The organism is Westiellopsis prolifica IICB1 (assembly GCF_004323185.1).
Taxonomy (GTDB): domain Bacteria; phylum Cyanobacteriota; class Cyanobacteriia; order Cyanobacteriales; family Nostocaceae; genus Pelatocladus; species Pelatocladus prolificus_A.
This window is the reverse complement of the sequence record NZ_NAPS01000003.1, coordinates 224232-249809: the sequence shown is the minus strand read 5'-3', so window position 1 is coordinate 249809 and position 25578 is coordinate 224232. Positions and strand designations below refer to the sequence as shown.

13 protein-coding genes are annotated in these 25578 nt (G+C 41.8%); 3 read left to right on the top strand and 10 right to left on the bottom strand.

Annotation, left to right across the window (positions count from 1 at the left end):
• Positions 1–9 precede the first annotated feature (9 nt).
• Together B4U84_RS26530 and B4U84_RS26525 are read left to right on the top strand one after the other, a co-directional pair.
• On the top strand, positions 10–237 hold the full coding sequence (locus B4U84_RS26530) for an MbtH family protein (RefSeq protein ID WP_017308742.1): 228 nt from the start codon (positions 10–12) through the stop codon (positions 235–237).
• Between the two features lie 17 nt (positions 238–254).
• Positions 255–1130 (top strand): oxidoreductase, encoded by an 876-nt coding sequence (locus tag B4U84_RS26525; RefSeq protein ID WP_026081710.1) that lies wholly within the window; start codon positions 255–257, stop codon positions 1128–1130.
• A gap of 512 nt (positions 1131–1642) precedes the next feature.
• On the opposite strand, the gene B4U84_RS26520 is transcribed toward B4U84_RS26525, so the two are convergent.
• A complete protein-coding gene (locus B4U84_RS26520; protein WP_131121174.1) occupies positions 1643–3451 on the bottom strand; it encodes a fatty acyl-AMP ligase in 1809 nt (602 codons plus the stop codon).
• A gap of 99 nt (positions 3452–3550) precedes the next feature.
• Here B4U84_RS26520 and B4U84_RS26515 point away from each other — a divergent pair, with 99 nt between their 5' ends.
• The gene (locus B4U84_RS26515) at positions 3551–3886 is read left to right on the top strand and encodes a transposase (protein WP_131121173.1); all 336 of its coding nucleotides are present in this window, start codon (positions 3551–3553) and stop codon (positions 3884–3886) included.
• 168 nt (positions 3887–4054) lie between these two features.
• Here the strand turns inward: B4U84_RS26515 and B4U84_RS26510 are convergent, their stop codons facing one another.
• The 9 genes from B4U84_RS26510 to B4U84_RS26470 all read right to left on the bottom strand — a co-directional run bounded on the left by B4U84_RS26510 (position 4055) and on the right by B4U84_RS26470 (position 25566).
• Entirely contained in the window at positions 4055–5449 is a 1395-nt protein-coding gene (locus B4U84_RS26510) for a hypothetical protein (RefSeq protein ID WP_131121172.1), read from the bottom strand.
• Between the two features lie 286 nt (positions 5450–5735).
• Positions 5736–6053 (bottom strand): acyl carrier protein, encoded by a 318-nt coding sequence (locus B4U84_RS26505; RefSeq protein WP_131121171.1) that lies wholly within the window; start codon positions 6051–6053, stop codon positions 5736–5738.
• Positions 6054–6133: 80 nt separating this feature from the next.
• Positions 6134–7507, bottom strand: coding sequence for a cytochrome P450 (locus B4U84_RS26500; protein WP_131121313.1), 1374 nt, complete (start codon positions 7505–7507; stop codon positions 6134–6136).
• A 585-nt stretch (positions 7508–8092) separates the two neighbouring features.
• A complete protein-coding gene (locus B4U84_RS26495) occupies positions 8093–9430 on the bottom strand; it encodes a phthiocerol/phthiodiolone dimycocerosyl transferase family protein (protein ID WP_131121170.1) in 1338 nt (445 codons plus the stop codon).
• Between the two features lie 133 nt (positions 9431–9563).
• Positions 9564–10322: a thioesterase II family protein gene (locus tag B4U84_RS26490; RefSeq protein ID WP_131121169.1), complete on the bottom strand. Its 759-nt coding sequence runs from the start codon at positions 10320–10322 to the stop codon at positions 9564–9566.
• Between the two features lie 117 nt (positions 10323–10439).
• Positions 10440–11249 (bottom strand): SDR family oxidoreductase, encoded by an 810-nt coding sequence (locus B4U84_RS26485; protein WP_131121168.1) that lies wholly within the window; start codon positions 11247–11249, stop codon positions 10440–10442.
• Positions 11250–11465: 216 nt separating this feature from the next.
• Positions 11466–15497 (bottom strand): type I polyketide synthase, encoded by a 4032-nt coding sequence (locus B4U84_RS26480; protein ID WP_131121167.1) that lies wholly within the window; start codon positions 15495–15497, stop codon positions 11466–11468.
• 14 nt (positions 15498–15511) lie between these two features.
• A complete protein-coding gene (locus tag B4U84_RS26475) occupies positions 15512–18985 on the bottom strand; it encodes a non-ribosomal peptide synthetase (RefSeq protein WP_131121166.1) in 3474 nt (1157 codons plus the stop codon).
• A complete protein-coding gene (locus tag B4U84_RS26470; protein WP_131121165.1) occupies positions 18982–25566 on the bottom strand; it encodes an SDR family NAD(P)-dependent oxidoreductase in 6585 nt (2194 codons plus the stop codon). Before B4U84_RS26470 ends, B4U84_RS26475 begins: the two co-directional genes overlap by 4 nt.
• Positions 25567–25578 lie beyond the last annotated feature (12 nt).

The following is a 25578-nucleotide window of genomic DNA, read 5'->3' as shown; positions in this document are numbered from 1 at the left end:
AGGTCAATTATGTATCAAGACGATAAAGAAGACACAACAATTTACAAAGTAGTTATAAATCACGAAGAACAATACTCTATTTGGCCATCTGACCGTGAAAATCCTCTTGGTTGGAAAGATGTGGGAAAAAACGGTTTGAAGCAAGAGTGTCTGAGCTATATCAAAGAAGTATGGATTGACATGAGACCGCTTAGTCTCCGCAAAAAGATGCAGGAAATGGCTGATAACCACCAATAAGTAAAGGGATAATTTTTATGATGACGTCCTCAATTCCTCAAAAACGTGTATGGTTTATTACTGGTAGCTCAAAGGGTTTAGGTCGAGCATTAGCAGAAACAGTGCTTGATCGGGGTGAGATTGTGGTGCTAACCGCAAGGAATCTAGAGCAGATAGAAGATTTAGCAGCAAGTTTTCCAAATCAAACATTAGCGGTGCAACTTGATGTCACTAAATCTGAACAGATAAGGGAAGCGGTAAAACAAGCAATTATCAATTTTGGGCGCATTGATGTACTTGTTAATAATGCTGGATATGGTGTTTTAGGAGCAATAGAAGAAGTCAGCAATGAAGAAGTTCGTCATCAGTTTGAAACAAACTTTTTTGCTGTTTTAGAAGTGCTACGAACAGTACTACCTCATATGCGAAAACAAGGCAGTGGACACATTATGAATATCTCATCAGTGGGTGGTTTTGTGTCCTATGCTGGCACAGGAATTTATAATGGTACTAAATTTGCAATTGAAGGTATTTCTGAAGCATTAGCTCAGGAAGTTACACCGTTGGGTATCAAAATCATAATTGTTGAACCTGGTGCATTTCGTACAGATTTTGTCAAACGTTCTCTGGTCATAAGTGATATGCAAATTGATGACTATGAAACAGTGATTGGTACTATGCGTCAAGATGCACGAGATATCCTAAATATGAAATTGGAGTTTAACGAACCAGGTGATCCTAAAAAAGCAGCTCTAGCAATGATGAAAGCAGTTGATAGTGATCACCCACCACTAAGATTAGTACTAGGAGAAGATGCAATTTCTGCTATTAATACCAAGCTGTATTCAGTTAAAACTGAATTAGATGCTTGGACTGAAGTCTCTGTTGATACTACTTTTGATGAGATAATATAGCGGTTCTTTCCCACTTTTGGTGATCCTGGTTGGGGTAATCTTTCTGGCAACCCATTGCATCGTAGATCGAACTTTTGGGTGCTCAGTTTGAATGCGATCGCTCTTAACCAGACCTAAAAATTTAGCCACAAATGGGCGTTTTGACCGCAATTACATAATTATATTTTTGTCAATATATATTACTGGCTCGACGCTCTAGCGGTTCGCGAGTAACCTGTCACAAGTACTGATCTCTTCTATCCTTATTTATTTAAGGCGTTGCACATCTCGTGGGGTTAACGACGACAACTATCCTGTTAATCGACATCTGTTGTTATTAAATCATTTATATTTTTGTTATCAATTATTTTTTAACTATGAAGTTTTCTCTTTCTTTTGTCTTTGTCACAAAACTTCACTTTCTCATCCAATTTCCAGCTTCATGCTAATTCTTATTTATTAAGCCTACTTTCTCTTACTTCTATCTTAGTTACCATGTACTACTCAAGCGACTTTTTGTTGATGTGTGACAGTTAGGATGCGGAATGTGGGTTATAAATAAGCTGTACTCCCGAGGTTTGCAATTCTCCTCTAGATGCTAGATGTACAACATCCAGCTTACCTTCCAAAAACATTGCTTTACAAGTTTGACGCTGAACTTTACCACTAGAAGTTTTAGGAATATTTCCAGTTTTAAGCAATACGATCGCAAAAACTTCTAACTCATGTTCAACTTGAAGAGCTTGATATATATTTCCCACAACTTCTTCCATATCCAATTTACGTAGGTAGCTTCTTTCTACTTCCTGAACAACCACTAGCCGTTCCTGACCCTGAGCCTCAATGGTAAAAGCTATACTACAACTTGGCCGTAATGCTGGATGACTTCGTTCAATTGTCAGTTCAATATCTTGAGGATAATAGTTACGACCTCGAATGATAATTATATCCTTGATTCGACCCGTAACAAAAAGCTCACCGTCTTTTAAGAAACCAAGATCTCCTGTGCGTAGGAATGGACCCTCACCAGTATCTTTTAGATAAGCATGAAAGGTTTGTTCTGTTTCCTTGGAGCGGTTCCAGTAGCCTTGGGCTACACTTGCACTGGATACCCAAATCTCACCTACTTCTTTGGGAGCAGAACACGTCAACGTTTTAGGGTTAATGATCGCAATTTTGGCATCAATCTCACTATATCCACATCCCACTAGAGTTTTCACATTTTGGTAGGATTTAGAAGCTTCTACCACTTGATTTTGTTCTAGCGCTTCTGCCTCAACTCCATAGAACGTTGGACTATCTCCCTTTCGGACAGCACTCACCTTCAATGAAGCTTCAGCTAAACCATAGCCGGGACAGAAGGCTGTTCTGTTAAAACCGCAAGTTTTGAAGGTTTCAGCAAACTGTTCGAGGACATCTGCTCTGACTGGTTCAGCACCATTAAGAGCCATATACCAGCTGCTAAGATCCAAAGTGGCACGCTGCTCCGGGCTGATCCTACGAATGCAGAGATCATAGGCAAAGTTAGGAGCAGCACTGTGGGTTGCTCGCAAGCGTGAAATCGCCTTTAGCCAAAGATATGGTCTCTGTAAGAAAGATAAGGGTGCCATCATATAGGCTGGAAAGCCTTTATACAAGGGTTGGAGTACGCCATAGATTAATCCCATATCGTGGAAGGTCGGCAACCATGTCACCATTATGCTCTCTGAGGTATGCACCCATCCCAGATCAAGATCTGCTGAGGTAGAGAGTAAATTACCATGACTGACCATTACACCTTTTGGATTTCCCGTGGAACCGGACGTATACTGAAGAAACGCCAAACTATCACTGCTGACGGTTGCTTTCTGCCAAGCAGATGATAGATGATTCGCTATTTTACAAGTGGGTACCCAACGCAATGCAGCTAACCCAGGAACTTCAGCAAACCGACGCTCTATACTTTCTAATAGAGATGCAGTCGTCAACACAATCGATGCATCAGCATCAGCAACAATTGCCTCCAATCTAGACATAGAGCGATTTGGTCGAGGTGGATAACCTGGGATAGCTATAACATCAGCATAAAGACATCCAAAGAAAGCAGTTATAAATTCTAAGCCTGGTGGATATAGCAATAGAGCCCGTTCATGAGCAACACCTAAGAATTGCAAGTGAGCCGCGATTGATCGAGCCTTCCTATCCAACTCCTGATAAGTCAGTCGAGCAGCTTCTATTTCTTCATCCTGTAAAAAAATATATGCTATCTGTTCGGGTTGATATTGCGCTCTGTAACACAGAAGGTCTACTAAACTAATTATATGACTTGGTAGAGTGGGAGAAAGTGTAAGAACAGAAGTCATTGTTTTTGATTCCCTATATTGGGATTATGGCAACCGGGAAAAAGCTTTAATTACGGATTAGCGCAAGGGGAATTTGAAGGGAAAAGCTATATTACAATTATGGATTCACAAGCAAAAAAAGCTGCTGAAACTTTAGCCCAACGCGGAATTATTACTGTAGTTGTACAGGATAATGGTTCTCTGCACAAGAGTAAGCTGGTGCGTCAACAATGGCAGCGTTGGCAGCAACTTGGACTATACATTTTCTTTTTGCCCCCTTACTGTTCACAAATGAATCCGATTGAAACACAATGGCATCAATTAAAAACTCATGAAATTGCAGGTCAAATGTTTGACAATGAGTATGACTTAGCGATCTCAGTGATAGAGGGCATGACAGCCCGTAGTCAAACTGGTGGATACACGGTGGAACGTTTTATATTTAATTGCACCTAGCTACTTAATACACTATCTAAAACATGGCTTCTTGGGGATGTGGTCCCGTAGGGCCAGCAAGCTTTAAGTGTTTATCGGTAAGGGTTTTGCCCTCCGCCCAATCGCGTGATTCATACTTTGATTCAGGAACGCCTAGAAATTGATACTTAAAAACTGAAATTTTCTAAGTCAATTCACAAATGCACGAAAGCGCTTAAATTCTTTAATATTGTTTTTAATTGCACCTTGAATTGAACCTCCAGAAGCCATAATCTGCATTTCACGGTTCACCGGCGATAAATAATCTAAATTTTCAGTGAATCGGCAAAGATCCCTATGCAGGCGCTCATAGTACTTGCGATTTACGTGGAAACCTTCGTGTTCCTGACACAAACATTTTTCCATCCAATTCAAAGCTTCTTCTTTGGACATATCAAAGATAGGCGAACGAAGCAACTTATAGTATAAAGGCATGAAAAATGCATCTCTGCGGAATGTGGCTGGAAGACCAGCAGAAAGTTCATTCAAGAAACCTCGTTGCATCATAGACATGATTTGATTAGCAACAAACTTCTCATAAATTGTTGGTTCGGGAAAATCTTTATACATATCCCGAGAAATCAGTTGAGAAGTCGTTGTGTGGAATGACTCATCTAACAAATGATAGTGTGAGACAGCTGTTGGAATGGGAATAAACTCACCCTTTCGCTCTAGCTCCTTAAAGTATTTGGAGTAACTATATTCATAGTTCTTGAGTCCCATGTTGCCAGAGAAGCGATAAGCATAGTGCTGGCAAGCTAAAAACGCTGAACTTCCCCAGTTAAACGTAAAGAACTGAAGCAGAGGACGAGGTAAAGCAACTCCAAAGTAACCTTTTGTTGGAGCTGGAACAAACTCTCCTTTTTTCTCTAACTGTTTCAAATATAGAGAATAAGAATGTGATTGTTCTTTCATCATTGTTTGAGTGACAAAGCGGAAGGCATCATAATTCGAGAACGGTGAACTCGTCCAGTCAAAACTGAGAAATTTACGGATTTGGTCGGGAATCAGGTATTGAGCTAGGCTCTTATCTGTTAGCCCAGAAGCCTTGTTTGAATGATTGCCAAGCATGGACTTTCCCAACAAAGCAACCTTTGTTTTGTAACAAATTTTTTGAAAGGCATGGATATGAGATCGTTCTTGCTCGGTCTCAAGATCCAGCTCTTGACAGAGAGTTGTATAACCACCAACGGCAGCAAATACACCGGCAGTTACTTGGTTGTAAAGAATGGTGCTTCCTTCACTAGCAGCAATATGATCGTACTGTGAAGTCCAGTACAAATGATTGAGAGCCAATTTTTGTGAAGGGGATGCTGCTTCATAGAGTGGGGTGCCATACAGGAGTGAAAGCTCTGCCTCGCTCCAGTAGTAATCTTTATTGCTAGCGTAGTCGTAGTTCTTATCTAGCTCTTCGATGATTTCAGTGTAATTAGATTCGATATTGTTGCGGTAATTAATGTCATTAACTTTGAGATGCCTCTTTTCTTTGTTTTCAGATGCAAAAAATTGATTTTCTGTTGTTTGTTCTTGTGTAATATCTGACATAATGCTTTTTACCTCAGACTGGACTATAAATTAGGACAAAATTGCTTCAAATTTTACTTATGCCATTTAACGTACATGACCGATAGTATGGCAACAGTTAGGAGATGAAAACACTCAGCAATACCTTTGGTGATTTTTCACATATGTGGGATTTTAGCTAACGAACACATATGTGAAAAAAGTGAAGTAGGTAGAGACTAATCAACATAACTGGTGAGAATTGACCAGAAATCACAAAGGAACAATAATGCCGCTATCGTTGTTATGTTGAATTTTATCCATCCAGCTAGTTGCTTACATGCCTTTCCTGGTTTAGTTCGGAATCTAAGTGTTTAGCCAAGCTTTGGATAGTTGGATAATCATACACTAGTGTTGGTTCCAATCTATGAGCTAACCAATCTTCGAGGTCAGCTAACATACCTATGGTGCTAGAAGAGTCTAGCCCATAACGGTCAAATGGAACTGTAATGTCTATTTTGTTTGCGTTGACACTTAATAGATCAGCTACATAACATCTGAGCCAATTTTGAATTTTTTCCTTTGAAAAGGTTTCGCGAGGGCTAGGTGAGCTTGTTGACGTAACTTGAGTTGAAGAAGATGACATATGAAAGTGATTCCTTAAGAAAGTACAGACAGTGGATAAGTACAATTTTTGTCAGAGACGCCCAAGGGATACATTGAAGCCTAGAAACATACAGACGCCTTCTGGCTTTGTACTTCTGCCTTCTTACCTGTCACCACCATAGGGACTCCATTACTCGGATAAACACTAACACCACGACTTTGGATTTTGACTGGTTCGTCATTTGCTAGTTCTAGCTCATAGCTAGATAAGATTGTCGATAGCGTCAGTTTCATTTCCAACATGACTAAAGCGTAACCTGGACAAATACGATTACCCCCGCCAAAAGGGAGAAACTCGAATGCAGAGTACTTACGCTCTAAAAATCTTTCGGGCAAAAATTTTTTTGGCTCTGGGTAAATATCTTCTCGATGATGGGCTAAGTAAATACTGGGAAGCATCACTGTACCCGGCTCAAACTTACGACCCATAATTTCAGCAGTTGAGTTAGTAATGCGTTTAAAGGTGATCGGAAAGACTGGATAAATTCGCAACGCTTCTTGACAAACTGCTGTCAAATATGGCAATCGAGAGATAGCAATTGGATCTGGATTCTTTCCTAAGCTATCTATCTCTTGCACAAGCCTTTCCTTGACCTCAGGAAGCTTGTTGACCCAGTAAATAGCCCAGCTTAACGCAACAGTAGTGCTTTCGTGACCTGCAATCAAAAGAGCGATGATTTCGTCGCGTAATTCTTCGTCGGTCATCGGCTGACCATCTTCATCGCTCATAGATAACATTAAACTGAGAAAATCATTACCTTGTTGTTGTGGATTAGCGCGTCTGCTTTCAATTTCATCCTGTAAAAGAGCATGAATTTTTTGATAGTATCGTAGATATTTTCCCCAGGGACTCCATTCACCCCAATCCTTTTGAAGAAATTTAAAATAGAAAAGACCTGATTGCCAAGAAAAAATTGTATCCAGACCTTGGATGAGGAGTGATTTAATTTCTTGGTAGCGATCGCCCTCATTTAAACCAAATAATATCTGTAAAATTGTTTCTAGCGCCATGTCTTTCATGGCGTCCATAGCAAGAAAAGGCTTATTTACTTGCCACTGGCTTGTTATTCTTTCGGCAATTTGACAGATTGATTCAGCATAGGATTTGACTTTTTCTCCATGGAAGGGAGGCATTATCAGTTTTCGCTTGCGTTTGTGGCGCTCGCCATCGATTAATAATAGGCAGTTCTCACCAAAATAGGGACGAAAATATTCATTTGTACGACCTGCATCAAAAGCTTCAGCATCAGCGCTGAAAATATCCTCAATTCCTTGTGGATTACCGATAACTACCAATGGTGGAAAGCCAAGTAGCCTTAAAGTAAAGATATCTCCATAGCGCTTAGAGCAATCTTCTAGATACTTAAAAGGTGTGCCTATCCATTTTATTAATTGCAAAATGGTAGGAATTTGAGGTCCGTCAGGTAGTTTCATATTGTGATTTTTTTCTTTGGAAAAGGTTCCAGGTTTACTAGTTGTGCTTGTGGAAGCAGTTTTATTTGAATGAAATGCCATATGCAGAGAATAAATTCCTTAAGAAAATACAGGCAATAGCTCAGTAAGCTGTAGAGAAGTATAGATAACTAAAAGCAAAGGAGAAAAAATTATGTTTCTCATTATATTAATAATTACAAAAACCATGCTGCCTATTGCATTAGTTAAAACTTATTTATAATTTTCTCATTTGAACTATAAATTAATACGCTTGGTGATAACCCCACAACTCTTTTTAGAGACGAGAAGTGGCGCGTCTCTACAAACCAATTTTTTTTACTAAAAATCCTTAACTGAACCGTATTGAGCTATCAATTTGCCTTGTTTGCAAAACAAAACTTGCTGCTTAAGCAAATAAAATATTTATTTGTGCTTGTAAAATAACAAATAGACAATAATTATAACATCATTTATCCTATTTTAAGTGAGAAAATATTTGTGATGCATTTGAATGTTATAAATCTTCCAAAAAATCTTTAATTATTACTATTCAGAGTATAGTTTGGTTTTTTCTCGCCGACCTACTTAAGTCAGTGTTATTTGATAGTAATTATCCTTTGGCAATTCTAGTGCTTGTTCTAAAGTTTCAATTGCATAGTTAACAAAATTCTCCGCATTGTTTAGAGAGATATGAGGTACACTGAATAGAAAATTAAGCACCATTTGTCCTCGGAAAGTAGTTACTGCAATACCAATATTTTTTTGTGGAAATGCATTTCCTGAAACACAAAAGTGCAATTTACGTATTACCAAAGAACCGTAATTTTCTGGAATCTCAATTAGCCCTAAGTTGCTTACACCAGTTGTTGCTCTAAAAACTTGATTCACCTCCTGAGCCATCTTTATAGGACTAGGACATCTGAAGGACAGGATATTTTTTTGCAACATCAATGTAGCCAAAACTTGTCCTTGTTCAAGTAAATTAGAAAGATTAGTTTTCACTTCCCGTGCTAAATTCCATGGCGAAGTTTCCACTCCAAGTTGATGAAACGTTGAGAGTACCGAAGCATAAAAGCCAATCTCATCTTTAATTGGAGGTGTAAGTAAGTGACGTAGATTAATGGCAGACAAGCAACAAAGCCTAACAATTTTTTGTTTATTAATTTTTTGTGCTGAAGCTTTCATCATTATAGCACAGAGAATGGCATGAACAGAAGTTTTTTCTTGTCTACAACGGACCGTCAACAATCTTGTTGTTTCTTCCGATAAAATTCGATGAATAACACACCTTCTGATTTGCTGTAGTGGTACATCTTTCTCTATAGCAAAAGTCTGTGGTTGCTTTGCAAGCATCAAATTCTGCCTTAATCCTGTCTTTAACATACCCAAAACGCCTTTAAAGCCAGAAAAACTGGCTGGGATTATCTCATCAATAGAAGGTCTTTCTGGTAATGGAATATGACTTTTGATTACGCCTCTAGATAAAAGTTCAGCAGTTATAGAAAGCAAATCACGCACTAAATAAACTCCAGATTTGCCATCACTAATTACATGGTGAAGTGTAATCAGGAGTATGTGAACTTTCTCTGACCTTAACCATACAACTCTCACTAATGGACCCTTTTCCCAAGAAAAAGGGAGGTTCATTTCGTCGTTAGTTTCTTGAATCCACTGCTCGGGGCTATTTAGTTCAACAATACGGAGTGGAATTTTTTGAGTTCCTGTGACAAAAATAGGAATATTTTTAGTAAGTTCAATATGGACGTTTAGAAGTGAATGCTTTTTTTGGATGAGTACAAGGGCTTCGCGCAAAACTTCTTCCGGCAAAGAACCACTGATTTCTGTAATTATTACAATGTTATTTGAACCCACTTGACCTAAAAGCCATACAACCTTTTCAGATATACCTAACTTTCTTTTCATATTACCCCCATTAGATGTGTAAAATTTCTTATTTTCTAGCTCCTTTACTCCCTTGCTTGCTCTGCTACCTTGATGGGTTATCTTTGAGTAGGAAGAGAGTAACTTCTAAAAATAAAATTTTTTAATTATTTTTCTAACAGATACTTTCAAGAGTTTTACTGAGTGACAACAGCAGTAGTTCCTGATCTGAATGAATAAAAAAGTGATTGCCTGGAAACATCTGGACAGTAAATTCAGCATGAGTATGGTATTGCCAAGATATCAGAGCTTCGTAACTTACTGTCAGATCCTTTAGTCCGCCAAAAATTGTCATGGGGCAGTCTAGAGGTGAATGCGGAACATAATTATAGGTTTCCATTAAGGTAAAATCTGCTCTGAGCATAGGCAACAGTAACTCCATAAGTTGAACATTTTGTATGACTTTTTCCGGCATACCATTGTATTGGCGTAGCCCCTGAATAAAGGCGGCATCTGGTAAAGCATGGATAGGCGCAGCTAGGCTGGGTGTTTGAGGCGCACGGCGACCGGAAAGGAGTAAATGCCTTGGGCTTTGATTGTAGCGATTTTGCAGAAAGTGAGCTAGCTCAAAGCTGAGTAGTGCGCCCATGCTGTGACCAAAGCAGGCAAAAGGTTTATCTAGGTAAGGTAAAATAGCCATGGCGATCGCCTCTACTAAAGGTTGCAGTTGAGTAAAGGCTTTTTCCTTTAAGCGTGGGCCATGTCCTGGTAGTTCAATCGGACAAAGCTCCACGGTTGATGGCAGATGTTCAGCCCATGAGAAAAATGCTCTGGTGCTAGCTCCGGCGTAAGGAAAGCAAAAAAGGCGCAGATTTGCTTGCGGATTGGGCAGTGGGCAACTTACCCAAGTTCCAGAGTGGAGAAAAGTTGGCATGATTTTATAAGTAGATTATTATGTTTAGACCAAAGTACTCAAATGCTTGAACTGTTTGGTTACAATCAGATGCCATAATTGTTAAATGAAACCTCCTGTAGAATACGAAGTCTCGGTTCACCTGAGTACAGAACCCACGAGCGATCGCCATATAGCGTCAGGAAGAACACTATTCACCTTTAAATACGGTCCCGTTTTAACCAAATAGCGTAGCTTATTCGAAGAATCAGTGCTTGCCTTGTAGATGACCTTAGCAACACCTTCCGGTCCTGGGAGAGTGTTGTTTAATCGTGTTGTTAGATGGATCATCTTGGACAGCTGTGGTTCATATGCAGGGTGCTTCGCCCATTCCTGAGATCGCGTTACAAAATCCGTCTTAATACCGCCAGGCTCGATGAGTTTGATCCGAATGTTGAATGGCTTCAGTTCGAAACGCAGAGATTCAGATAGACCTTCAATGGCAAATTTAGTAGCATGATACGCACTAGTAAAAGGAAAAGCAATGCGTCCACCAATAGAGGAAATATTAACAATTGTACCACCTTTTTGCTCGCGCATGATGGCGGTTACGTGCTTGGTAACATTGATGAGTCCAAAAACATTAGTTGCGAATTGGCGCTCAAGTTGCTCAGGGGTAATGCCCTCAAGTGGACCTTTGAGACCATAGCCGGCATTGTTCACTAAGACATCAATGTTTCTGAAGCGCTCGATCACTTGGGAAATGGCTTCAGTGATGCTCGTTTCATTAGTGACATCAAGACGAAAAGTCGCGCAGTTTGCGCAATTCATCCAAGACGGAGCTTTCTGGAGATTCCGCATTGTGGCAGCTACGTTCCAGCCTTTATCGATAAAGAACTTGGCCGTCGCAGCACCAATCCCACTGTTACTCCCTGTGATGAGAACCGTTTTCTGTGACGTGTCTGCCATACTCTCCCTCCATTCTTTTTGTTAAGTCACGATTCGGAGATCGAAAATTGAGTTTGAGAGGTCATATTAGTAAAAATTTAGATAGACCTATTTTTTTCATTAACTCAATCCAATCAATGCTGCGATTTTTGGGTCAAAGTTGCAATATGTGGTTCAATAAACATAATGTAATGATTGTGTGGGTTGACATTAAAAAACACGACTTTAACTCAAATTTCATATTGTCATCCTGACAGTTTTTTCTTCCTCTACCTGCGCTTTTTCGATGCAATTTTTCAGCCGTTCAGCTAAGAATTGAACGTGGGGAGCAAAGTTCATAGTAATGTGGTTTCCGGGGACGAGGTGTATTTCTATCCCACCAGCAGCTACATCAATCCAGGGTAATTCTGGATTTGATGGAGAGAATTCCATCCACTGTTCTCTGGCTTTGAAAAAAGTTATTCGACCAGGATAAGACCGCGGTACATAGTTAGACAGAGCCTGCAAATTCGCTTTGAAGACGCGGAGAAATTGGAGAGCTTGACGTTGCTCAATCTCAGAAAAGAGGCGATTAACAAACTTAACTTGTTTCAAAGCGTTAATCATTTGTGCTTCGGCACTTAGATCCTGAAAGGCGTCCAGAGAAATGGAATAGTTTTTGAACTGGCTGTTGCTCGCGTCAGTAGGGATGACTATCTTATCTACCATTTGTGCTGATATTTGGTTTGGACCTGGGGTATCCATCAGGGCTAAAAACGCCACTTTTTGACCCAGCGAGTGAAGTTGTTGTGATATCTCGAAAGCAACACAACCTCCAAAGGAAGACCCCCCCAAAAAATATGGACCTTCAGGCTGAAGAACACGCAGGGCTTTGATGTAGTAAGCAGCCATTTCCTCAACTCGGATAAAAGGTTCGATTTCTCCTTCTAGACCCGGATCTTGGAACACATAAATTGGTAAATCTGAATCTAACTGACGTACAAGATCGCGAAACAAATAAATTTGTCCATCAGCCGGATGCACCAGAAACAAAGGTTTTTTCAAACTACTACCAGGCTGAATTTCTATGAGCGAGGAGGGGAGAACTGACTGTAGTTTTTGATTGGGAAGCTTGATAATCGAAATTGTTTCTTCGATTGATGTAGCCAGTACTGCAATAGTAGGTTTCTTCAAGAAGTTGCCTGAAGAGAAGTTAGTTTGAAAAGTTTCACGTAACTTGGAAATGAGCTGAATCGCTAATAGAGAATCTCCCCCCAACTCGAAGAAATCATCTTCGATTCCCACCTGCTCGATACCCAGGAATTTTTGCCAAATGTCGGCAATAGTTTGTTCGAACTGATTGCGAGGAGCAACATAACCATTCTGCAAATTTGGTCTTGGGTAGAGACAGCTTGAATCGCTGTTTTCAGATTTTTCAGAGCATTCTGTAGCTTCAGAAGTCTGCGAAGATGAACTTTGGGAGTGGTGATCGCTGACAGGCTTGTCCACATATCGAATATTATACTGATTGGTCAATCGATCTAACTCGGATACGAGGCGATCGCTGATTTCTTGCGGAGAAAGCAAGTCGTTTGGTAATAGCTGCTGATCGCTCCTGGCTGGTTCAATCCAGTAACGCTGGCGCTCAAAGGGATAAGTCGGCAAAGGCACGCGATAGCGTTGCTCCTGAGCATAAAATTTCGCCCAATTCACATCCACTCCCGTCAACCACAACTGGCCCAAAGTTGTCAATAAAAAAGCTACATCAGATTGGCTCTGTTGCGGATGGCGTATTGAAGATAATACTACCTGATCAGGTACCTTATCGGGATGGCGTTTAGCTAAAGTACTCAAAGCCTCTCCTGGCCCCACCTCGAGAAGAATTTGTTCTGGATCTGTTAATAACTGCTGTAGGCTCTCGTAAAAATGCACCGTCTCACGCAAATGCCTAACCCAATACTCTGAACTGGTAACTTCAGCTGCCGTAATCCAGGTGCCGGTGACGTTGGACAAGTAAGGAATTTGGGGAGGTTTTAAGCTAACTTGCTTGACTCGTTGGGCAAACGGAATTAAAATCGGCTCCATCATGTGGGAATGAAAGGCGTGAGAAGTATGTAAGTACCGACACTCTACGCCTTGCTCGGCCAGTTGCTTCTGAAACATTTCCACTGCCTCTGCAAGACCTGAAACCACACACAAGGATGGTCCATTGATTGCTGCCAGATCGAGTGTTTGGCTTAGAAGAGATTGAACTTCCGTCGCTGACAATGGAACAGCTAGCATTTTTCCTACCGGCAATTGCTGCATCAACTGCCCTCGGGCGGCAACTAAGGCCAGAGCTTCTTCCAGGGAGAATACGCCAGCCAGACAGGCGACGACATATTCGCCGATGCTGTGACCGATCATCGTTTGGGGATGCACTCCCCAGTGCATCCATAACTGGGCTAAAGCATATTCAAGGACAAAAAGCGCCGGCTGTGCAATTTCAGTCTCTTGCAGTTGCTGCGTTGCTGCTGCAACTCCTTCCGCATCAGGGTAAAGTACGTGACGCAGGTCTCGTCCTAGTAGGGGTTTGAGTATTTCCGCACATTGGTCAATCCGTGCGCGAAATACTGGCTCAGTCTGGTATAGTTCCAGAGCCATATTTACGTACTGCGCGCCTTGACCGGAAAACATAAACGTGATCGGCCGTGTTCCAGCCTCTCGATAGCTAGTAAAAACTTGTGGCGAACTAGAAGAACTTAGGGTAGCAGCTGCCTCATTTTGATTCTGGCACAGCAGCATCCGGCGACAGTTGAAAGCTCTGCGCCCTTGACTGAGCGTGTAAGCAACATCAGCGAGGTTAAGATTGGGATGCTGCTGTAAATGTTTGCCCAGATTGACAGTTGCAGCATCTAGGGCAGAGCTAGTTTTGGCTGAGAGGACGATCAATTGCCAAGGGCGAGATGATCCGGAGGGTTCGAGAGCAGGTGCTTCTTCTAGGACAACATGGGCATTAGTACCCCCAATCCCAAAAGAACTAATTCCAGATCGACGGGGAGTTCCATCTGTTTTCCATTCGGAGAGGTTGGTATTGACGTAGAAAGGACTGTTGACAAAATCGATCTTGGGATTAGGCTTTTTAAAGTGTAAACTTGGTGGTATTAACTTATGTTTAAGTGCCAGGACAGTTTTGATTAGACCCACTACCCCAGCTGCGGTATCTAGATGACCGACATTGGTTTTTACAGAACCGATCGCACAGAAGCCCTTCTTATCAGTTGTTGCTTCAAAAGCTTGGGTGAGGGCAGCAATTTCAATGGGGTCTCCTAGAGACGTACCGGTGCCGTGAGTTTCTATATAGGAAATTTTCTCAGCCTCTACCCCCGCTATAGCTTGAGCCTCGGCGATCACTGCTGCCTGCCCATCTACGCTAGGTGCTGTATAGCCTACTTTGATCAAACCGTCGTTATTGATAGCTGAACCTTTGATGACCGCGTGAATGCAGTCGCCATCTGTCAAGGCATCTTCTAGTCTTTTTAGGACGACAATACCCAGACCACTGCCGCCAACTGTACCCTGAGCTTGGGCATCAAAGGCACGGCAGTGTCCATCGGCTGAAAAAATCATCCCCTCTCGATAAAAATAGCCAACCTTTTCAGGAACGCGAATTGTAACCCCACCAGCTAAAGCCATATCACATTCACCATTCAGTAAGCTTTGACAAGCCAAATGAACTGCTACTAGTGAAGTAGAACAGGCAGTTTGAACATTAATACTTGGTCCCTTTAAGTTCAGCTTGTAGGAGACACAAGTAGCCAGAAAATCTTTATCATTCCCGATCATGAGCTGGAAATCGCCTAGTGACTCCAACAAATTGCGGTTTGGATAAAGATTGTTAAGTAAATAAGTGTTCATACCTACACCAGCATAAACACCAATAGCTCCTTCGTAATTTTCACTGTCGTAACCTGCATTTTCCAGCACATCCCAAGCACACTCCAGAAAAAGTCGATGTTGAGGATCCATGATTTCAGCTTTTCTGGGATTGAAGTCGAAGAAGGAAGCATCAAACAGATCAATATCTGACAAGATGGAGCTGGCTTTGACATAATTAGGATTATCCAGTAGGCTAAGGTCTATGCCTTCAGACTCTAGTTCTTGAGCAGAAAAAAATGAAATAGATTCCACGCCATCTCGAAGATTTTGCCAGAATTCATCAATATTTTTTGCCTTTGGAACACGACAGGACATACCGATAATGGCTATTGCTGAATTATGATTGGAATTGGCTAGGTACAGTTCATTCATCAAGAAGTTCTCACTTAATATTTGTTAGTAGAGTGATGCTTTTGTCTGACTTGCCTTTGTTGCTTTATGAGACCTTGACGAGTACTACGGTTATTAGCGCGGTTGCGGCTTTGCTGATCAGAAGCTCGTTCACTATGCTGCTGAGTTAAATGTTGAGCCAAAGAATATATAGTTGGATATTTAAACATTTCTATTATTGATAGCTTTTGCCCAAATATTTCTTGCAGTTTGTTATAAATCTGAACTGTAAGTAATGAATGACCTCCCAACTCAAAGAAATTGTCATGAATTCCCACTCGCTCTAGCTTCAGCGTTTCCTGCCAAACAGCTGCAATGAGCCGCTCAGATTCTGTCTGGGGCATAACATAAGCTGCTTCCAATTGGGGGCGAAAAGTTTGTGGAATAGGTAAAGAGCTACGATCTACTTTACCGTTGGGAGTCAGAGGTAGCGCCTCTAACAGCACAAAGGTACTTGGAATCATATACTCGGGCAAATTCTTCTTAAGGAATCTACGCAGTTCACTGCTGGTTAGTGATTTTTGGTGAGCAACCACGTAAGCTACTAGACGCTTGTTGCTCGGTTGATCTTCGTGGGCGATGACTACCGTCTCCCGTACCTGGGGGTATTGACTCAGTATTGCTTCGATTTCTCCTAGTTCTATGCGAAAGCCGCGAATCTTTACCTGAGAGTCAATACGACCGATCAATTCGATATTACCATCGGGTAAGTACCGAGCTAAGTCTCCGGTTCTATACAGGTGAGGAGAAAGTTTATTGCTAAAGGGGTTAGAAATAAATTTTTGTTCGGTCAACTCTGGAAGATTTAAATATCCTCGGGCTAGTCCGTCGCCGCCTATAAACAATTCTCCTGAAACTCCAATAGGTAATAGTTGAAAATTACGGTCTAAAATATGGATTTGAGTATTATTAATGGGGCGACCAATAAGAACTAAAGAGTCGATCGATTCACTTGATTGACTTTTCTCAACTTGATGAACAGTAGACCATACAGTAGCCTCAGTAGGCCCGTACAAATTCCAAACAGAATTGCTTTTATTTAGTAACTGATGAGCGAGTTCTTTAGGTAAACCTTCACCACCGCAGAGAATTTTTAATTGGGGAGTTCTTTCCCAGCCAGCAGCTAAAAGTAGACGCCAGGTTGCTGGAGTGGCTTGCATGACTGTAGCTTGTGAGTCAATCAATTTTGCTAACAACTTTGCACCGTCTGTGGTCTCTTCACGGCTGACTAAGACGACTCTCGCCCCGACAATCAAGGGCAAGAAAAGTTCCAGAACAGCAATATCAAAAGAGATAGTAGTAACAGCTAGCAAAGAATCTCGATCTCTCAATCCAGGTTTGTGGAGCATGGAATTTAAGAAATTGCTCACGGATTGATGAAGAACTTGAACTCCCTTGGGCTTTCCTGTAGAACCAGAGGTGTAAATCACATAAATTAAGTTTTCAGGCTTAACCCAACTAATAGGATTTTCTACGCTCTTTTGATTGATTTGGTTCCAGTCAGTGTCTAAGCAAATGTTCTTTCCTGTATGGGATGGCAAGGCAGTGACAAACTGCGCTTGAGTTAACAGCACTGGCATCTGGGTATGTGACAGCATAAATTCCAAGCGTTCTTGGGGATAGGCCGGATCCATGGGTACATAAGCTCCACCAGCTTTCAAAATGCCCAAGATTCCGACCAACATTTCTACTGATCGCTCTAAACATATTCCTACTAATATCTCTGGTCCCACACCCAGATCTTGTAGATAATGTGCCAGCTGATTAGCTCGGATATTCAACTCGCGGTAGGTCAACTGCTGGTTCTCGAACACTAACGCTATTGCATCTGGAATCCGCTTCACTTGCTCTTCAAACAGCTGATGAATACATTTTGCTGGATACTCGGCCTGAGTATCGTTCCATTTTACTAACAGCTGGTGTCGCTCTGCTTCTGTTATTAGAGACAATTCCGATACTTGCAATTGGGGATTGGCCACTATTGCTTCAAGTAAAGTCTGAAAATGGCCGATCATCCGGTGAATTGTAGTGGCATCAAACAGATCGCTATTGTACTCCCATGTTCCTGTGAGTCCCGACTCGATCTCGACCATTGATAAAGTCACATCGAACTTGGATGTTGTATTATTCAAATCTAGGGGAGTAAGAGTCAGACCTGGCAGTTCCAAAGGTTCTAACGGTGTCTTCTGAAGTACGAACATCACCTGAAATAGAGGATGATGGCTCAGGTTTCGCTCCGGTTGCAATGCTTCTACTAATTTTTCAAAAGGCAAGTCCTGATGGTTGTAGGCTGCTAGTGCCATCTGTCTGACTCGAACCATTAATTCCACAAAAGTAGGATTGCCTACCAAATTAGCCCGCAGTACTAGGGTGTTAACAAAAAAGCCAATCAAAGGCTCGATTTCTTTACGATTACGGTTAGCAATAGGAGAACCGATAACAATGTCATCTTGATCACTGTAACGATAGAGTAGAGTTGCGAAGGCGGCCAGCAAAGTCATGAATAAAGTGGCTTCAGACTGCTGGCTTAGGGTTTTTAGCTTTAAAGTAAGCTCTTTAGAAAGTTGGAAGGATTGTGTACTACCCCGGAAAGTCTGTACTGGTGGGCGTGGTCGGTCAGTCGGCAGTTCTAGTATTGGGGGTACCCGTGCTAACTGCTCTTTCCAATAGCTCAGCTGAGTGTCTAGCACTTCTCTACTAAGCCACTGATGTTGCCATACTGCAAAGTCAGCATACTGGATGAGCAATTTGGGCAAGGGTGAGGGCTTTCCTTGGCAGAAGGCATTATAAAGTGTGGATAGCTCGCGAACGAATATCCCCATCGACCAACCATCAGAAATAATGTGATGCATATTTATCAGTAGCACCTGTTCCTTCTGGGCTAGGTGCAGCAGCGCGATACGCAGTAGAGGATCGGTTTCAAGATTGAAGGAGCGGTTCGCCTCTTGTGTTGCCAATCTTTCTACTTCAGCTGCTTGTTCTGCATTGGGCACAGACGATAAGTCCACTTCTATGAGATTTATATTGCTCCTAGAAGCAATGGTCTGCACAGGAGTACCATTCACCATTGAAAAAGTAGTACGCAAGACTTCATGGCGCATGACAATTTCTTGAATGGCCTGGTTGAGAGCAGCAACCTGAATTTGTCCCTTCAGGTGTATTGCTGCTGGTAAATTGTAACTAGCACTGTTTTCTTCCAGTTGATCGAGAAACCAGAGCCTTTGTTGAGCGAAAGATAAAGGGAGATTTTGATTACGGGCAACTGCCTGAATAACTTCAAGGTGAGAGTGTGAATCATGCTGCCCCTGGTGCAAAAACTTGAGAATTTCTTCTTTACGCTCGGCTATTTCGGCACGAAGAGCTTCTGTCAGTCTTCCTTTGGGGGCATTGCAACGTAAGCGATCGCCATCAGCCCAGACTTTTATATCTAATTTATTAAGATAAAACAAAAACTCAGCAATGCTTTTCATAAATCAATTTCCTCTCGTTCCCCAAAAACTTCATCTACAGACTCGCGGTCGAACTTCAATATTTCTAAAGCTAAATAATCAACAAGTGCTTCTAATGTAGGATAGTCAAATATTAAGGTTGAACGGAGAGAATGCCCTAAACTGGTTTCCAATCGATTTTTTAACTCAACAGCCATGAGAGAGTCAATTCCCAAGTCAAACAACCTTTGACGTAATGAGATTTGCTCTGGTGAACTCAAACCTAAAACTTTAGCTACTTGAGAGCGAACGTAAGTCGTCAAAACTTCCAGACGCTTATCAGCAGAAGTTGCTTTTAGTTGTTCCAACAACTCCGCTTGCTGCGTTAAAGTTTGTCGAGATGCTTGGGTAATATTTTCCAGGAATGGAGTTGAGAATTGCTGTGCCAATTTCAACCAGTTGATCGGCTGCACCGCCACTTGAGTGATGTTTTGTCTCAGCAATTCACCAAATATCTGTAATCCTTTGCTAGGAGAAATTGAATCTAATCCTAAATCCCTTAATCGTTGCTGATTGGCACTATCCAATTCTGATGCCATGCCAACACTGCCCCATGCTCCCCAGTTAATAGTTAACGCTGGCAGACCTAAACTTCGACGATAATGAGCTAAGGCATCCATAAAGGCGTTGCCTGCTGCGTAGTTTCCTTGACCAGGTGAGCCTAAAAATGAAGCGATTGATGAAAAGCAGACAAAAAAGTCCAACGGCAAATTCTGAGTCAAGGTATGCAGATTCCATGCGCCTTCCAGCTTTGGAGCCATGACCCGCTGAAACTGTTGCCAATTTTGCTGCAAAAGCACTCCATCATCTAGTATACCTGCAGCATGTACAACTCCTCGTAAAGGAGGCATTGAGACTTTAATCTCATCCAACAACCTAGTGATATCTTCGAGGTTGGAAATATCGGCCTTGACAATTAGAATCTGAGTTCCCGTATGCTCTAGTTTATTGATAATCTCCTGTGCAGCCTTTGAAGCTCCACAACGTCCAGCTAAGACTATATGCTGCACTCCCTGCTCTACCATCCATTGAGCAACCTGAAGTCCCAGTGCCCCCAAACCCCCTGTAATTAAGTAAGTACCATTTTCTTGAATCAATACCTTTGAACCTTCAGCACCAGCAGCAACTTCTGGCATAGAAACTACTACCTTTCCAATATGCTTGGCACTTGCCATGTAGCGGAAGGCGTCTACCACATTTTGAATAGAAAACACTTTATGAGGCAACGGTTTCAGGTTATTTTGTTTCAATTGGTGCATCAAGTCCTTCAGCATTGCTGGAATTAAACCTGGATGACGATGCTCTACTTCTCCTAAATCGAAGGGGAAATAGGAGACATCGGGTCTGTTAGCTTTGACTCGATTTTCATCCCAGATATTAATTTTACCAATTTCGACGAATCGACCTCCCTGACCCAAAACTTCAAAGCTTTTAGTAATAAATTCGCCGTTGAGGCTATTAAGAACGATATCTACCCCTTTCTCCTGCGTAAGATTCATGACTTCCGACACAAAATTCAAAGTACGGGAGTTCATGACATATTTTACTCCCATTGATCTGAGAAACTTCCACTTGGCTTCACTCGCTGTGGCAAAAACTTCTGCGCCTGCTCTTTGAGCCAACTGAACTGCTGCTTGACCTACACCCCCAGCCGCAGCATGAATCAACACCCGGTCTCCAGGTTGAATTTTCGCCAAGTAATGCAGCCCATAGTAGGCTGTCAAAAAAGCAAGAGCAGTTGTGGCAGCTTCCTCATAGCTCAAGTTTTGTGGCTTAAGGGCAACTAAATCAGCCCGAATGGTTATGAAGCTCCCCAAAGCATCATGAGTCATGACTGCTACAACATCATCGCCCACTGCCAAGTTTGAAACATTTTCTCCCACTGCTACTATTTTCCCAGCACATTCAAACCCAAAGGTCATATCAGTGGCAGAGGAAACACCCAAATATTCTTCATAGTATTCTTTGAGCATCCCTAAAGCATTCAGGACGTCTCTGAAGTTTAGCCCTGTCGCGTAAACTTGGATCTCTACCTCATCAGGTTCTGGATGGCGGCGAGTCGTTTGTTCCAGGATTAAATTCTCAAAACTGCCATAATTAGATATTTTTAATCGCAAAGGTTGGTTGATTGGTAATTGAATGTGTCCTTCGCTTTCAGAACTAAGGGTAGCAGATTGAAGTCTTGCAACATAACGAATTTGTTGACGATAAGCAATTTGATCTTCTGAGTCGGGAGACCACAACTGTGTAAATAAATTTTGAATTTCATCCTTTTCTTCTAATGGGTTCAAGTCTAAACGTGTACAGTTAAGTTGAGGATGCTCTAAAGCAATAACTTTACCCAGACCCCATAAAGGAGATTGTTGCAGATGCAATTGTTCTGAAATTCCACTCACTGGCTGTGCTCCTCGTGTCACTAACCATAGACGTGGAGGTTGAGACCATTCAGCTTGTACCAAAGTTTGTACTAAATATAGTACGCTCTCACAAGTAAAATGTTGTGCCTGCTGTAAAGTCCTGAGAGATGTTTCTGCTCCACTTTCCATACTCCATAAATGGACAACACCTCGGTATGGAGGTTGATTATCCTTGATGATGTCTGAGAGCAAATGCTGAAAATCCGTGAAATTAGATGGGTTAATGTAGTATTCTTTTCCAGAGTTACTCTTGTAAGATTGACTAGGAAAAACTAGAATGCAATGTTCTCCTTGCTCTTCTAGTAGTTGCGCTACCTTAACCCCGACTCCTGTGGTATCAGCAAATAATAACCAACTGCCTGGTTCCTTTAACAAAGATGGATTTTGGTTATTTTCGTGAACTTTAGGTTGCCACTTAATTTCATATAACCAATCTCTTCCCTCTTTATGAAGACCTTGTAATAATATCTCTTGATTTGTTTGTTTTAAGGAAAGACCTTCTATCTGAGCGACAATGGCTCCGGTTTCTTCAAACAAACGTAAATCTACTGTCAAAGTCTGTGGATTTGAATCATTGACTGGGCGTACCTGAGCATGAATCCATAAGTTTGTACCTGGGCTACGGTAGACCTGTAAGCCCTCTATACCGACTGGCAAATAAACTACTGATTCTAAGTTTGAATTGACTAACTCAGGACAAGCAGCCATACTTACCTGAAAGCTATTATCAAGTATTACCGGGTGCAATTGATATTTCTCTGCTTCAGGTACTAAGTCTTGTGGTATCTGAATCCAACCTAAGGCTTCTTTAGATCGTTTCCAAAGTTGTTTAATAGCCTGAAAACTGGAACCGTAATCAACGCCCCGTTCTCGACAATATTGATAATAAGCTTCTACAGATAACTCTTCAGTAATCTGAGTTTGTAACTGGCTTAAGTCAATACTTTCTAATTGTGAATTTTGTTGTTTAACAGTAATCTTTCCAAAACTATGTAATTTCCATAGTGAATTCTCTGGCTCTTCACCATTGGTTATAAGGCTATAAATTTGGAATGAAGATCCAATTTTTTCCTGATTAAGAATCAATTGTACAGTCTGAATTTCATCTTCTGGCAAGACCAGCGCTTGCCCAATAACAAAGTTTTCGATCGCGAAATTCTTAGACTTGAACACAGCATGACCAGCAGCTAGTGCCATCTCTAAGTAAGCAGCAGCTGGTAAAACGACTTTCTGGTAGATACAGTGGTGTTTGAGAAAAGCGGGTACATCTGGCTCAAGATAATTTTCAAATAAAATCTCTTTGACCGCTGATTTTAACCTTTGACCAAGTAAAGGATGATATCGATTTTGAAGCAGAGATTTTTGTTTTTTGATTATGGGTTCTTCAGCTGTTTCAATCCAATAAGACTGTCTTTGCCAAGGATAGGTTGGCAGTACTACCTTGTGCCTTTGATAATCCCGGTCAAAACCAGACCAATCAACAGCAACTCCGCGTACATATAATTGTCCTAAACTCTCTAACATCTGCTGCCAATCGGGTGTGCCAAAACGCAAACAAGGTAGCCAGACTCCCACATCTTCAGGCAAACATTGTCTTGCCATTGTCAGTAATACAGGCTTAGGTCCACACTCAACAAAGACTTCATACCCTAGCTGATGCAGTGTTTGCATACTAGTAGCAAATTGTACTGGCAGCAAAATATGCTTCAACCAGTACTCTGGAGTTGCGATCTCTTGTGTGGCAAGTTGACCTGTGAGATTAGAGATTAAATCTATGCCTGGGCGAGAGAATTTGACCTGTCGCAGAACTTGCTCAAATTCCTCAAGCATAGGTGTCATCAAAGGAGAGTGGAAGCCATGGGACACTTTGAGTCTGGTTGTCTTTATCCCTTGGGCAGCCAATGCTGTTGCGAGTGTTTGTACAGCTTGAATTTCACCAGAAATGACTGCATTTGTGGGAGTGTTGATCGCGGCGTAGGCCACCTTATGCTTATATGGTGCGAGCGCAGCTTCGACTTGAGCCAGATCTGCCATAATTGCGACCATGGCACCATTTTCTGGTAGTGCTTGCATCAATCGCCCTCGTGCGGCAATTAATTTCAACCCATCTTCTAAGCTAAACACTCCTGCGACAGTTGCTGCTACATACTCGCCCAGACTATGACCCATCACACAGTTTGGCTGTATTCCCCAAGAAGTCAACAATTGAAACAGGGCATATTCTAGAGCAAATAAAGCGCTTTGTGTATAAACGGTTTGATCTATAGGAGAGCTTTGTTCTGGGTTCGGATACAGTACCGAGAGTAAAGGCTTTTGCACATAGGGGCGCAGAATTTCATCACATTGGTCAATCGCGGCACGGAAAGTTGGTTGAGTGTTGTAGAGTTCTTTTCCCATCCCTACGTACTGTGACCCTTGACCTGTAAATAAAAATGCTATTTTAGGTTGACTGATAGCTTGTCCCGCAAATATTCCTGTTGAGTGTTGTTTAGCAGCAAATGCTGCTAACTTTTGTTGCGCTTGAGTTGATGATTCTGTTAATACGCAGAGTCTATGGGGAAAGTGCGATCGCCCAGTCGTAGAACTAAAGCATATATCTTTTATATCTAAATTTGGATTGTTAACTAGCTGGTTTTGATATCGTAATGCTAAGTGTTTGAGCGCTTCTTGTGTCTTTGCTGAGAGTGTCAGCATATGTATGGGGCGTTCCATTAGCATTTTGCTATTAGCTTCAGCTTGTACTGACTCTAATCTTGGTGCCTCTTCCAACACAACATGAGCATTAGTACCACTAAAACCAAACGAGCTGACTCCCGCAATCCGCGGCCTTTCTCCCTGGGGCCAGGGTAAGCGTTGTGTTGGCACTGTCACTGGTAATTTTTCCCAGGCAATGTAAGGATTAGGCTGTTTAAAGTGCAAATTAGGTGGAATTTCCTCATGTTGCAGGGAAAGCACAACTTTTATTAAACCTGCAATCCCAGCAGCTCCTTCCAAATGGCCAAGATTGGTTTTGACGGAACCAATGATCAATGGTTGATTTTGAGGGCGGTTTTTACCGAAGACAGATCCAAGAGCTTTAACCTCAATGGGGTCTCCTAGAGATGTACCAGTGCCATGAGCTTCTATATAGCTGACCTGTGCAGGTTCATTAATACCGGCATTTGTCAAAGCTTGACGAATTAATTTCTCCTGAGCAGGACCCCTAGGAACTGTCATCCCACTACTGCGACCATCCTGATTTACAGCCGAGCCTCTGATTAGCGCCAAAATATTATCTTTATCAGCTAAGGCATCTGACAATCGTTTAAGAACTATTATGCCACAACCTTCTCCCCTGACAAAGCCATCAGCAGCAGCGTCAAAGGTTTTGCAATGACCGTCAGGTGATAACATTTGGGCGCGGCATTCAAGAATTGTGGGGATTGGCGATAATATGAGATTGGCTCCGCCTGCTACAGCTAAATTACACTCTCTCGTTCGCAGGCTTTGGCAGGCTAAATGAACAGTCAATAGGGATGATGAGCAAGCTGTATCTACCGCTAAACTTGGTCCTTCAAAACCAAAGATATAAGACAATCTGCCAGCAGCAAAGCTAACAGAATTGCCTGTACCTGTATACATATCAATCGCCTGGGAAGTGCTAGTACTTAACAGGAAATAATCCTGATTCATCACTCCCACAAACACTCCAGTTTTGCTACCCAGCAGTTGAACGGGTGGTAGTTGAGCATTTTCAAGAGCTTCCCAAGTTACCTCCAGAAGTAATCGTTGCTGGGGGTCCATGAATACAGCTTCCCGTGGGGCAATCCCGAAAAATTGAGGGTCGAACTTATCCACCTGCTCTAAAAAACTGCCGTAGCGGGTGTACATTTTCTGAGGAGCATTTGGATCGGAGTCATAATAAGCATTAATATCCCATCTGTTTGCAGGAACCTCTGTAATCGTATCTGCACCATTACGTAGTAGTTCCCAAAAGGAGTCGGGGTTATCACCACCTCCTGGAAATCGGCAACCTATGCCAACGATAGCGATCGGTTCCGTCTTAGCACGCTCTAGAACATTGAGCTTGGATTGCATTTGTTCCAGCTTAATTAGCGCATTCTGCATTAAAGAGCGGTAGTCGTTGTTAGCTGAATTGTTGCTCATATAATCCTTATC

Excerpts from the sequence above, each read along its gene's own strand:
- B4U84_RS26530 (WP_017308742.1), top strand. The coding sequence starts at position 10 with ATGTATCAAGACGATAAAGAAGACACAACAATTTACAAAGTAGTTATA.
- B4U84_RS26525 (WP_026081710.1), top strand. The coding sequence starts at position 255 with ATGATGACGTCCTCAATTCCTCAAAAACGTGTATGGTTTATTACTGGT.
- B4U84_RS26520 (WP_131121174.1), bottom strand. The coding sequence starts at position 3,451 with ATGACTTCTGTTCTTACACTTTCTCCCACTCTACCAAGTCATATAATT.
- B4U84_RS26515 (WP_131121173.1), top strand. The coding sequence starts at position 3,551 with ATGGATTCACAAGCAAAAAAAGCTGCTGAAACTTTAGCCCAACGCGGA.
- B4U84_RS26510 (WP_131121172.1), bottom strand. The coding sequence starts at position 5,449 with ATGTCAGATATTACACAAGAACAAACAACAGAAAATCAATTTTTTGCA.
- B4U84_RS26505 (WP_131121171.1), bottom strand. The coding sequence starts at position 6,053 with ATGTCATCTTCTTCAACTCAAGTTACGTCAACAAGCTCACCTAGCCCT.
- B4U84_RS26500 (WP_131121313.1), bottom strand. The coding sequence starts at position 7,507 with ATGAAACTACCTGACGGACCTCAAATTCCTACCATTTTGCAATTAATA.
- B4U84_RS26495 (WP_131121170.1), bottom strand. The coding sequence starts at position 9,430 with ATGAAAAGAAAGTTAGGTATATCTGAAAAGGTTGTATGGCTTTTAGGT.
- B4U84_RS26490 (WP_131121169.1), bottom strand. The coding sequence starts at position 10,322 with ATGCCAACTTTTCTCCACTCTGGAACTTGGGTAAGTTGCCCACTGCCC.
- B4U84_RS26485 (WP_131121168.1), bottom strand. The coding sequence starts at position 11,249 with ATGGCAGACACGTCACAGAAAACGGTTCTCATCACAGGGAGTAACAGT.
- B4U84_RS26480 (WP_131121167.1), bottom strand. The coding sequence starts at position 15,497 with ATGAATGAACTGTACCTAGCCAATTCCAATCATAATTCAGCAATAGCC.
- B4U84_RS26475 (WP_131121166.1), bottom strand. The coding sequence starts at position 18,985 with ATGAAAAGCATTGCTGAGTTTTTGTTTTATCTTAATAAATTAGATATA.
- B4U84_RS26470 (WP_131121165.1), bottom strand. The coding sequence starts at position 25,566 with ATGAGCAACAATTCAGCTAACAACGACTACCGCTCTTTAATGCAGAAT.